The sequence below is a fragment of the Streptomyces ureilyticus genome (assembly GCF_011045025.1).
GTDB classification, from domain to species: domain Bacteria; phylum Actinomycetota; class Actinomycetes; order Streptomycetales; family Streptomycetaceae; genus Streptomyces; species Streptomyces ureilyticus.
This window is the reverse complement of sequence record NZ_JAAKZX010000032.1, coordinates 1-11364: the sequence shown is the minus strand read 5'-3', so window position 1 is coordinate 11364 and position 11364 is coordinate 1. Positions and strand designations below refer to the sequence as shown.

Annotated in this window: 11 protein-coding genes; 4 read left to right on the top strand and 7 right to left on the bottom strand. The window is 68.4% G+C overall.

Annotation, left to right across the window (positions count from 1 at the left end):
- Positions 1-7 precede the first annotated feature (7 nt).
- Positions 8-325 carry a hypothetical protein gene (locus tag G6048_RS13040; protein WP_165339672.1) on the top strand — a complete coding sequence of 106 codons (318 nt, stop codon included), beginning with the start codon at positions 8-10 and terminating at the stop codon, positions 323-325.
- A gap of 80 nt (positions 326-405) precedes the next feature.
- Entirely contained in the window at positions 406-621 is a 216-nt protein-coding gene (locus G6048_RS48660; RefSeq protein ID WP_206341539.1) for a hypothetical protein, read from the top strand.
- Between the two features lie 212 nt (positions 622-833).
- On the opposite strand, the gene G6048_RS13030 is transcribed toward G6048_RS48660, so the two are convergent.
- The 4 genes from G6048_RS13030 to G6048_RS13015 are packed head-to-tail and all read right to left on the bottom strand — an operon-like array spanning position 834 to position 4130.
- Positions 834-1310, bottom strand: coding sequence for a Mov34/MPN/PAD-1 family protein (locus G6048_RS13030; protein WP_165339709.1), 477 nt, complete (start codon positions 1308-1310; stop codon positions 834-836).
- Positions 1307-2587 carry a HesA/MoeB/ThiF family protein gene (locus G6048_RS13025; protein WP_328825810.1) on the bottom strand — a complete coding sequence of 427 codons (1281 nt, stop codon included), beginning with the start codon at positions 2585-2587 and terminating at the stop codon, positions 1307-1309. Before G6048_RS13025 ends, G6048_RS13030 begins: the two co-directional genes overlap by 4 nt.
- Complete coding sequence (locus G6048_RS49435; protein WP_235989652.1) at positions 2581-3156, bottom strand: ubiquitin-conjugating enzyme family protein; 576 nt, start codon at positions 3154-3156, stop codon at positions 2581-2583. Before G6048_RS49435 ends, G6048_RS13025 begins: the two co-directional genes overlap by 7 nt.
- The gene (locus G6048_RS13015) at positions 3153-4130 is read right to left on the bottom strand and encodes an SMODS domain-containing nucleotidyltransferase (RefSeq protein WP_165339671.1); all 978 of its coding nucleotides are present in this window, start codon (positions 4128-4130) and stop codon (positions 3153-3155) included. Before G6048_RS13015 ends, G6048_RS49435 begins: the two co-directional genes overlap by 4 nt.
- A gap of 411 nt (positions 4131-4541) precedes the next feature.
- Here G6048_RS13015 and G6048_RS13010 point away from each other — a divergent pair, with 411 nt between their 5' ends.
- A complete protein-coding gene (locus tag G6048_RS13010; RefSeq protein WP_165339670.1) occupies positions 4542-5681 on the top strand; it encodes a hypothetical protein in 1140 nt (379 codons plus the stop codon).
- Positions 5682-5696: 15 nt separating this feature from the next.
- Here G6048_RS13010 and G6048_RS13005 read toward each other — a convergent pair whose 3' ends face one another.
- On the bottom strand, positions 5697-7166 hold the full coding sequence (locus tag G6048_RS13005; protein WP_165339669.1) for an SAVED domain-containing protein: 1470 nt from the start codon (positions 7164-7166) through the stop codon (positions 5697-5699).
- 431 nt (positions 7167-7597) lie between these two features.
- On the opposite strand from G6048_RS13005, the gene G6048_RS13000 reads away from it, so the two are divergent.
- Positions 7598-8113: a helicase associated domain-containing protein gene (locus G6048_RS13000; protein WP_328825806.1), complete on the top strand. Its 516-nt coding sequence runs from the start codon at positions 7598-7600 to the stop codon at positions 8111-8113.
- A gap of 448 nt (positions 8114-8561) precedes the next feature.
- Here the strand turns inward: G6048_RS13000 and G6048_RS12995 are convergent, their stop codons facing one another.
- Positions 8562-9131, bottom strand: coding sequence for a hypothetical protein (locus G6048_RS12995; protein WP_165339668.1), 570 nt, complete (start codon positions 9129-9131; stop codon positions 8562-8564).
- A gap of 22 nt (positions 9132-9153) precedes the next feature.
- Positions 9154-11232, bottom strand: a complete 2079-nt coding sequence (locus tag G6048_RS12990; RefSeq protein WP_165339667.1) for a lysozyme — start codon at positions 11230-11232, stop codon at positions 9154-9156.
- Between the last annotated feature and the right edge of the window lie 132 nt (positions 11233-11364).

The window sequence follows — 11364 nt, the reverse complement described above, 5'->3', positions numbered from 1 at the left end:
TTCGACCATGCAGGAATCGGACGTCATCACCGTACCGACCGGCGGCAGCCCCCAGCTGGCGCTGCTGTCCAGCGTGGACAGCGATCCGTTGCGCATCTCCGCGGCACGTCTTGTCGCCTACGCTGACGTGCCGCGGCGACAGTCCACGGTCCGGTGCGCACAGCCGCAGGACAAGCCGCTCGTGGAGCGGGTCGGGAGCATGCTGCGCAGCGGGCTGGCCGACCTCGCCCCGCGAACCCGCCAGGATGCCGAGCAGTACCTGGCAGATCTCGTCGCCACCATGAACGGGGACCTCGCCGGGCGTCAGTGGTCCGGGGCGGGCTGACTCTGCCGAGTCGGCCTGCCGTACCGCTCGCTTGAGGTCACGGTCCGTCAAAGGGCAGGCGTCTGAGGGACGATGCCCGCATGAACAACGAAGGGAACCGGTCCGCTGCGGCCGGAGCTCAGATCCCCGCACGGCTGCGTGCCGTCGGACCGGGCTGGCATCCCCTTTTGGAACGCCTGCACGCGCAGCTCACCGTGGACGTGCCCGGTTACCGGGTCACCGAAGTGACGGAGAAGCTCGGCGGCTTGCGCATCCATGTCACCACCGGCGAGCAGGCGCTGTGCCCGAGAAGGTGAGGGCGTTGGTGGCGGCATCTGTCACGGAGGCGGCTGCTACGTGCGAATTCTGTGGGGCAGTCGGCCGACCACGCTCACGCAACGACGCCCCCGGAGGATGGATCAAAACGGTCTGCGACACCTGCCACGCCAACTGGTCCGCCCACAAAATCCTGATCGTGCGGGGTGACGTAGTGCGCCGCCCGGTTTAGCGGCGTGGCCCCTCCATGGCGTCATCCGACGGGTCCGTCCAACCGCAGCTCCACCGGCGTGATCCGACCGTGCCGGGCTGCCCAGGCCTCGCAGGCCCAGTGGTGTTCGCAGGGAGCGAGGATCACCGCGATGACGCTGTGGAAGCCCAGTTCCGGGTCGTCGAGAAGTTGCCTGTAAGTGGCGGCGTCGCGAGCGCTGGGGACGGGGCGGCTGGTGGGGTGGGTGTGCCACTCGCCGACCCAGACACTGGCGTCGCTCGCGAACGCCTCGTCGGCCAGTGCCTGGGCGTGTGCCAGGTCGCGGAGGAAGTAGGTGGGTGTACGTACGGCGGCGGGGCCGGGGGTTCCGGCGTGGTGGACGGTGACGGTGTCGTGGGTGTGGCGTCCCAGCAGGATGCCTCCGGTTTCCGTGGTGTGGTCAGCCGTACGCAGTTCGGTGGTGATGATCCGGGCGGCCGGGACGGTGAGGTGCACGGTGGTGACGGGCTGCTGGGTCATGGTGCTTCGCAGGTGGGGCAGCCGGATCTCGGTGGTGTGGCGGGAAGCCAGCGCAGCTCGGCGGTGTGGCCGAGGTTGAAGGGCGGGGCCCAGTCGGGCTGGCGGCGCAGGCCGAGCAGGGCATGCTCTCCCGGCAGTCGCTGGTCGGGATGTCCGGCGCGTTCGAGGACGGTGGCGACGGCGGTTTTGGCCGCGAGCTGGGCGACCAAGTGAAGGTCGGAGCCGACGGCGGTCATCGGCCGGTGGCGGGTGCCGGTGCCGTACCCGGCGTCCAGGGCAGGCTCGGGGTCGAGGCCGCCTGCCTCGGTGAGGCTCTGGCGTCGGCAGGTGAGGCAGCCGTGCCGGCGCCAGGGGCGCAGTCGCAGGATCTCGCCGAGGGCACCGTCCTGCAGGACGCACGCGAGGACTGCGGTGAGGCCTGCGCGGCGGGCCAAGTGTCCGGTGACACGGCGCGGGGCCACCCCGTCTGCCGTGCACACAACGAGGTGGGTGTCCGCGAGGAGGGCCCGGATGTGGTCGGCGTGTTCGATGACGTCCAGGGGCAGGGGGGTGACCGCGGTGTCGGGGCGCAGGGAGGCGAGTTCCTCGGCAAGGGCGGTGACTTTGTGTCGACCGATGTGTTTGCGGGCGCTGGTGTGCCGGACGAGGTTGTGCCAGTCGAGCCGGTCGGGGTCGATGAGGGTGAGATGGCCGACGCCGTAGCCGGCGAGTGCGTGCGCGGTGGCCGAGCCGATGCTCCCCGCTCCGATCAGCATGATCCGCGTGTTCTGCAGTTCCTCTACGGGCCAGTCGTCGTTGAGCTGTTGGATCCCGGTGGTTTCGGGCTCGGCCGACGCCTCGAGGGGCTGGAAGCCCGCACGGGTGACGTGCCAGGCGACGAGGTCGGGCAGACCGCTTTCGGGAAAGGCGTCCTTCACGCCGGGGGCGTGGGTGATGGCCACGTAGCCGCCGTCGCCCGGCGTCTTGAAACCGCTGGGCACGGAGTCCTTGAACACGTCCAGCTTCATGGACGTGCCACGCCGTACCTGCAGGAGGTACCAGAGCGCGTGCAGTTCGCTCTTGGCCTGGTACCAGTAGCCGGTAGGACGGGAGTCGCAGCTGGCGAGCAGGCGGGGGGCGGGCGGCGGCGGGTCGACCGAAATGATGGAGCCGCCGCCCTCGGAGATGCCGCCCACCACAGCTAGGTCGTCCGGCTGGCTGATACGCAACGACAGTCGGCCCCACGCACTCGAGGCGCGGAGTGTGGTCGCGGCGTCCTGTGGGATGAGGATCAGCACGCGGGACCGTCCTGCCCGCCGGTGTCCAGTTCAGGGTGGCCAGTGGTGTCCTCGGGTGGCGGGGGCTGGGCCAGGAAGTGGTCGAGGCTGTGGTCGGTGACGATGCCGCTGCCGGTCATCTGCTCGATCATCTGGTGTTTCATCAGAGCGTACTCGATCCGCCAGCCGGCGGCCTTCAGCAGCAGATCGACAACGGACTCGCGGCCCGTCCATACGTCGTCGCGCAGGAGGCACAGGCTGGCGTCGCCGTTGACGTGCCAGCGGTGCTGGGTCCATTCAAACGGTTCGGGCAGCGGGTCGAGGGGGACGAGCCGGGGCGCCACCATGGGGTAGGCCTGGCTGTATTCCAGGCGCAGCAGGAGGCCGCTCTCGCCGATCCAGCTGGTGAGGTGGGCCGGTTCGGGCCGGTCGAAGGGCCAACGCGGCAGCGTGCCCTCCCACCCTCCCGCTCCTTCGTCGTTCCAGACTAGCTGGGGGAACCGGGCAGGGATTTCTTCGCGGTCTCGGCGCAGTCGGCGTGGTTCGTGTTCCCGCCACGTGATGGGAGGGCGGGTGGCTGCGGTCGTCATCCCTGGGGTGCGTCCTTGATCGGGCGGGGCGTGATGAGCGCGGGCGCGCCGGTGATCAGCGAGGCGGACTTGGCCGGAGCGGCGGGAGCCGGGAAGTCGTCGCCGAAGATGTCCTGCCACAGTCGCCGTGCCTCGTCGGTATCGCCTTCGGCTGCCGCCGCACAGGCCTGCTCCGCGAGGTCCGCGGCGTTGGTGAACGCTGCGGACAGACCCGTGCGGTCCAGGTCGGGCTGGATCTCGCCGCACAGGTCGGCCGGGTCCCACACGCCCTCGTTGACGCGGACCGCGGCTGCAGTGAAGAACGTCTTCAGCGCCTGGGACCGGTTGCCGGACCTGGGCATGCAGTTGAGGGCGAGGACCTCCATGACGAGAGACTTGATGCGCCCCTGGACCGGGGCGGTGAGCCGCCACTGCTTGAGGACCCTGACCAGGGGCCGGAAGTGCGACCAGTCACGCTGGTGATCGGCAACCTGCTCGATGAGGTACTCCGGGTTGGCCGGTACCCACCGGGTGTTCAGTTTCTCGGGAATGAGCAGCGAGCCGTCCTCCTGGCGCAGGGCGGCCATGACGTCAACGGTGAAGGCCTCCGGGTCCTCGGGGTCGTCCAGGAAGCACTTGACTGCGTGATTGCGCAGGAGAGTGTGCCGGACCTCGTTGGCGTGGGTGCCGTTGGTCTGGCTCAGCAGCCGGTTGACCTGGGTGCGGATGTGCTCGAGGGCGTCCTGCGCGCTCGGGCCGTCGTTTCCCCACTCGGGGTGCTCGTCCGGGTCGTAGACGATCACGACGTCGACGTCGTGGATGGGCCTGAGCTGCGTGCTGCGGCTCAGGGAGCCCGAGCCGAACGTCTCCAGGATGTCCGGTTCGCTCAGCAGCGCGGTTTTGAACAGGTCTCTGCGCTCGCGGGCCAGTCTGGTCTTGTCTATGTCTTCGTTGACGGTCTTCTGGAACGCGTCGAATGCCTCGTCGATCCCCATGCGGTGTGCCTCCTCGGGCGCGTCGTCCAGCCCGGGTGCACGCCGCGGCCGCCGGCTCCCGGGTGGGGGCGCGGCGGCCACAAACAGGCATCTATGGCTGCTCGCTCACCACCGTAAAACCCGCCACTGACAAACCTTCCTGCACCAGGACTAGCTGATCATTTGCGGCGGCGTTCACGCGTATCGGATCCGCGTACTTTGTGCAGGTGGGAGGCGCTCTCGGGGCTGCCGCCTCACACTGAGGAGCCCGCCAGGGTCTGGTCAGTGGCCCCAAGACCCGGTGCACCTCGCCGGGCGGCAGGAGAACGAGGTGGACGGCTCGGGGAAAACGCACTCCGCGCATCTTTCGGCGTCTGCGGGCACACAGCGGGACACTGCGAAGGAGACTTTGACCGGAGGGTGGAGGCACGTGTGAGGTGGCATGGGCAGCTGAGACGGCTGCTGCTCTCCCGGGAAGGCGGCGGCACCGTGTTGATGGCGACCTCCACGGCCGTCGCACTCGGTGTCGTACCGAGCATCCTGGAGCAGTGGACCAAGCGGCAGTGGGTGTTTGTCGTGGTCTTCGCCGGCGCTCTCGTCCTGGTGCTGGCGGGGTGGGTGCTGCAGCGCCCCCGTGGGCTCGGCGTGGTGGTCAGCCTGTACCCGGTGGACCGCACGCAGGCCTCGCGGGTGGTGGCGCTGAAGAACGCTTCCCGCACCGCGCACAGTGCGACGCTGGTCATCGATCGCGCGGTCCTGTGGCCCGGCGAGCGCTCTGGGCAAGGCCGTTCGGACGTCGCCGACTTCGTGGCCAGGCTCATCGATGCACAGGTTGAGGAGTTGCGAGCGGCCGGCAGAGCGGAGCCCGAGGTCGCGCTGTACGTGCTCGCTCATCTGCAGGACGGGTTCCTTCTGGGCCGGCGCCTGGCCGACGATGCACAGCTGTCGCTCGCCGTGATGCACCTGTCGCAGCAGGCCAGGCGCTCTGTGGTCCCTGGAGTCGACCTCGGCAGCTCGCTGCGTGCTGCGCTCACTGACCGGCAGCGCGCGCAGATGACCGGGCTTGTGGAGGCCCCCACGCGCGGCCATCCGCAGCTCGTGGAGATCCCCGCCGCAGCCGGACAGCAACGTCACCGGATCGCGCTGATCGTGCGTCTGGCGTCGGCCGGCTCCATGATCGATGACGCACGCCACGTGGCGGTGACCGGGCAGGATTCCTACGGGCCGGGGCACCACACCGGCTACCGCCTCCCACCCGTAGGTCCCGGCGGCACGGACGGCCCGTGCGGCGCCTATCTCGTCATCGACACCGGCAACGCGTACCTGCCCGACGATTCCGGTGTCTACGCCGCGGTGACCACGTATGTCTGGGAGTGCTGGCAGGCTGCGCGGCAGGAGTGGGCGCAGCGGCTCGGCGGCGCCACCGCGGTGGAGGGGCTGCTGTTCTTCCACGGCCCGCTGCCGATCGCTGTCGCGCTGGGCTGGCTGACGGCCCGCGACCGCCTCACTCTGGTCCACCACGACTTGCGGCTGGCACGGGGCGCGGCTCCGCCGTCGGCAGCGGGATCGTAGTGGCCTGCCGGGTCCTCATGCGTCGATGACGAACGCCTTCTCGTACACCTGGTGCGCGTTGACGTCCTCGTACACGGTGGTCGGGCGCAGCCGGTTCCACCGGTTGCCCAGCAGCAGGGACAGGCCCATGGGGCCGGCCTGGAAGAGATGGATCGCAGGATGAGCGCGGCAGGCACGGCGGAGGTGTTCCCGGATGCCGACGGCGAGCGCGTTGGCCGTTGCGGCATCCGCGATGGAGTTGTCCTTGGCCCCGCCGGGCGGACGCAGCACCAGCAGCCGGGAGACAGGGATCTGCTGCTCAGCCAGGAAGTCCAGCACATCCTGAGCAGGGTCGGTGGCGACCGCAATGGCGACAGCGAGGTCGGGCCCGAGACCGAGGGCGTGCTCGTCGACGGCCGGCGGCAGCGGGATCTCGTAAGGCTCGGCGGATGACCACAACTGGCCGCGCTGGACCACGGCCAGGTCGGCGCCGCTCACCATGCGGAAGGCCGCACCGACCACAAACGCCGGCGCCAGACGCAGGCTGCCGGTGACGGCAACCGCGGTGGTACCGGGCGGCATCCGATACGGCGCGGCTTCGATGTCCTCCTGCAGCTGGGCCCAGGTTGCCGGGGCCAGCGGGCGCCGCTTCAGATAGGCCGATGCGCCCTCGAAGCGGTCCGCCCAGTCCACCGCATAATCGGCGTCCTCGGCCATCGGGTCCGGCTTCAAGGTAGCGATGGACACCACCGCACGTGACGAACCCGCCGCAAGCCGCAAGGACCGGATCGCCTCGCGGATGTCCGCCAGGGACAACCGGCGCTGCCCATCGGCGACTTGGCGGGCGACCCAGTCCGCGCCGGCATGCATGGCCTCCTCATCGAACCGCAAGCCGGCTGCGAACATCAGCATGCGCAGGTGCTCATGAAGGTGCATCACGTCCCGCGCCAGATCGAAGCGCAGCACCTTCAGCAAGTCCAGCAGCATCTCCTCGGTCAGCCCGGCGCCGTCGGCCCACCGCGTCCGTGCCTGCCCCTTCTTCGACTTCGGGCCCTGCTGCGCCGCCTTCGGTACCAGCAGCTGGGTTCGGGAGTCCCGCAGCGAGACCAGCGCATCCTCGGCGTCCGGGGACCGATTGCTCAGCAACGCGAGATCGACCGGTGCGCCGTCCTTGGTGAGCTGCTGCCAGGCCTGCGCCATCTTCCGCAGGATCGACGGGCCGCCGCGATCGCTGGGCTTGAGCAGATAGTCCTCGTTGACCGGGGTGGAACTGTCCGCCGCGTACTTGACCTGCATGTAGGTGTGCGGCGGCACCTGCCGGTACAAGACGACATCATCCAAGTTCCCCGCGTCGTCGACCTCGACGCCGACCGCTACCACTGGGTTGGGCGCGCGCAGCGCCGCATCCCGTACCGCTGCGACACACCCCTGCCACGCAGCCAGCCACTGGTAGCGATCACCGGCAATACGGACACCCGTCGAGCTCGGGGCAGGTAGGTCAGGCACTGAAACGATCTCCCAGGCGTCGGGGCACCACACGTGCGGCCATCGGCATGATCAGCAGATCATCGCCGCAAGCAGGGCCGAGCCGAAAGCCCTCATACCCCGGTCGCCGGGCATGGTCGCCGCTCCCGGTCACACCGCAGCCGCTGTCCGGCGCGACAATGGGCCGCCTAAACCCTCCCCAATCGCTGCCGCATACCGCGTTCGAGAGCACTTGATGTGTGTCCGGGCCAAGTTGCGGTGCACCAGCTCAGAGGGCTCCAAATCAGAGAAGCAGCAGGTCAGAAGCACCAGAAAGCTGTCCGGCTCTAGTAGAGATGCCGCAGGTCAGAGGCCCTCAAATAGCCGACGTAAGCCGCACCTACTGCTGGTCGTGACAGGCAGCGGCCCGTAGGGCTCTTCAGAACGCCGAACGACGGGCGGCGGGCGAGACCGTGCCCAGCGCCGGGGAACTGCCACAGAGCCGTATGGAGGCGCTGGAGGCGATCGATCCGGGATGGTGCCCGGTATGGGAGATCGGATGGCAGCGCGCCTTCCGTCTCGCCCTCGCCCACGTGCAGGCCGGCGATGCGCTCCCGCTGCGTGCGGGCGAGGTGATCGTCCAAGGCGAGGACCTCGGAGCATGGGCAGCCGCTCAACGCCTCGGCTGGGACAAACTGCTGCCCGCCCAACAGTGGCTCCTGGACAGCGCACTGGGACTAGAACCCACAGACGAAGCAGAGCAACAGCCCACACGCCGGACCCAGGCCGACCGGTGGGCCACACACCTCGCCGCCGCCCGACAGTTCCACACCCGCGAAGGCCACCTACGAGTGCCCCGCAAGCACGTGGAAACCGTCGACGGCGAGCAGATCCGGCTGGGCTCGTTCATGGACAACAACCGCCGCCGCGCCACCAAACTCACCCCCGAACGATGGGCCGAACTCGACGCCCTCGACATGCGCTGGTAGATCACGGGTGAGCACCAGGGTGCATCGACTCTGTGGCCGCCAAGAACCGTCCGGATGCACGTAGCGTGCCGTTATGCGAGTTCCAAAGGCTGGGTTCGTCGAGCGGCAGATCACCTTCGGCTACGACTTCCGCATGCGTTGCGACAGCTGTGGCCAAGCCTCGACTCTGAGCGGCGCTGACTACCTCCGGCTCAACGACGAGGCCAGCGCCTACATGGAATGCAATCACTGCGGCGACTCGATTCACTTCGGGCCGCTGGCGGCTGACATCCGCGACCAGGACGACCCTGCACTCGACGACGGCATGCTCAGGAAGAGCTGCAGGGGCCTCGAAGTGAGGCGGTGGGGTTGGCCTTTGAGCGGCGGTATGACGGACTACGTGGCCCAGAGCGGTGCGGGTGGCAGGAGCACCCGCGCCGCTCGGACGATGCTGCGCATCCCCGACGGTTCAAACGTGCTGGACCGGGGAGATGACGAACGCGGACTTGGGGCGGAGGGCTCGGTTCATCCGTGCCTCCGCCTTCTTGGTGGCGTCCCTGTGCCAGCGGGATCGCTGCCAAACAGTCAGCGGTGTCCGTCGTTGACGCGCGTCCAGATCCTGGGTCAGTGCTGTGCGCAGAGCGCTCGTGGTCTCCATCAGATCGGTGTATGCGTTCTCGACAAGGCGATCAGTGGGGCCGGAGGGACTGTGGTGGAGGAGGGCTGCGAGCAGCTCCTGAACGTCGCCGTACCGGGCCCGCGCCTGCTCCGACATGAAGAGCCCACCGTTCGAGTAGTACCAGGAGCGATACGACCGGTGTAGTCCCTCGAGGGCGAGGCGGGTCGGCTCGGTGCGCGGCCATCGTGACACCGCACCCGTTTCTTTCCAGAGCTCCGGATAGGCCGCGAGTCGTTGGCTGCGCAGATTCTCGTCGACGCCCGCACGAGCACTTATCCAGTTGTTGATGAGGGCGAGGATGAACGCGGTCAGTAGCGCGAGCCCACCGGTAACCAGGACGCGTGACATCTCGGCAGACATGAAAATCACCTCGTTGTGAGCGTCAGGGCAGGCGCGAGCGCAGGTAGGCGGACTGTTCGTCCGGGATGACCGGCGTCGGCACCTCGACGGTGGGGCCGATGGCTACGTAGTCGGCCGGCGTCCCCGCGATGGCCCAGTCGGCCAGCGAACGGGAGACGACGTCGTGCAGGTTGAACTTGATTGCCCCGAAGGCGTTGATCTCGAACTCGCCGTTGAACTCCCAGTGCCCGTTGCCCATCGGGTCGTAGGTGCCGTCGTAAGTGAAGACGATCGGCCACGCGCGCGGGTCCGTGTTCGGCAGTGGGATCTTGTCCCGCTTGACGATGTTGATGACGGCCGACGATCGGGACCAGTCGCTGGATGTGTGCAGGTTGCGGCGAATGACCGGGGTGTCGATCTCGCCGTGCGGGTTGCCTCCCCACTCGATCTCGACGTCGGCGTTCGCGGTGCCGATCCGCCCGACGTCGAGCTGCAGCACTGTGCGGGTGTACACCGACCTGGCCGTCTGCGCACCGGGCATCTGCTGCCGAGCCTCGTTCGTCAGCATTCGCTGGACCTGTGGGTAGGTGAGCGTGAACGATCCGGCCGAAGCTGAGAGCTGGGCCTGTCCGACGGCAACCGCGTCAAGCCCGATCTGCGCGGCGTCGGCGACACCGATTCCGGCGATCACGAGCGGGTTCTGCTGGTACGAGAACACGCTCTGTCCATGCACCATCCGGCTCGGGCTGACGAACTTGTAGGTCTGCTGCGTTGCCGCGGTCGCCGGTGCGGGCGTAGACCCCGCTGCTCGGAGATAGAACTCCGCCTCGGCCTGGCGGCGGCGTACCAGATCCTCCATCTCGATGATCTGCCCGTCGCGCCTGGTCTTCGTCCACTTGGACATCTCGGTCACCACCGCCTGGTGATCGCCGTCGTTCAGCCGGACCAGCAGGGTCGAGCGTTCGAACGGGCCGGCGCCGATCCCGCAGACGAAACTGACGAGGGCGTCCACCTGATTCTGGTCGAGCGGGACGGAGACCCGGCCGACGGCCTGCAGGGCAAGCTCCACCCGGTCGCGCAGAGCCTGGTCGAACCCTTCGGACACCAAGGCCGGCGCCTCCCAGCCGCGGATGAAGTCCAGCCCTTCGGCCGACACATGTCGTAGCAGACCCTGGTCGCCCACCGTCGTGCCGCTGGTGGCCGGTGGCAACGATGAGATGGGGAGCACGGTGGTGGCCAGGCCGCTGGAGATCGACCGGGTGAAGCTGAGGTCATCCGAGGTGATGGTGACAGTCCGCTGGCCCTGGATCACCGGTGCGCTGCTGCGGACCGCGTCCAGCGACTCGGTGTCGATCTGGTCGGCCAGCGAGGCAGATCCCGGAATCGGCAGCGCGGCGACGAAGGCCCGTACGGTCTGGTTGATCAGGTTGACTGTGCGGCGGTACGCCGACGTCGCGGCCGTCTCGAACGGCTGCCCGTCGCGCCAGCTGCGCCAGAAGAAGTACATCGTCGGCTCCGGCAGCACGTTCAGACCCAGAGAGCCGCTGGCCGCCTTCGCGCCAGCGTCGAGCCAGGCCTGGTTCAGCGTCTGCGCCTCGCAGTTCATCATGTAGACCGTGCGGATCGACAGTGGCCGGCCGGCCTCGGCCCGGATCGCGCGGATCTTGTCGCTGTCGATCCCGCCCGGCACCGAGATGTAGTTGATGTCGCCGTGGGTGAGGATGTAGACGTCGATGATTCTCGACCGTTGGGTGAGCGAGATCAGCGTGGACTTCAGCTCCTGGTACGACGCGGTGCCGTCGCGCAGCACCGTCACTTCGCCGTAGAGGCCGGGCTGGGCATCGCTGTACCGGTTCGCGGCGAGCTCGGCGGACTCGAGCAGGACGTCCGTGGTCTGCTTGATCTTGGCGCGCAGGTACTCGGCCAGTTCGCGCCGTGCGGCGTCCGGGATCAGGCCGCTGCCCGGGACCGCCGACAACAGCAGGTCGACCACCTCCGGGATGCCGAGATCTATCCCGCCGTTTTCGATCAGTACGACGAGCGCCCGGTCGGCGGCGGCCATCGGACGTGACCAGTCGAGCGGTGACCGGCTTTCCGTCAGCGCGAACCGGTTCTTCGTCATGGCTGGTCCTACCTTTCAAGGGTGGTTGCTCTGGTCATTCGTAAGATCAGAGGGCCCAGGGGTTCTGGGTATGGCTGTCATGGCGGCGCCGTTGGCAAGGCTCAAAGGACTTGGCCACCCGGAACCCCGCGA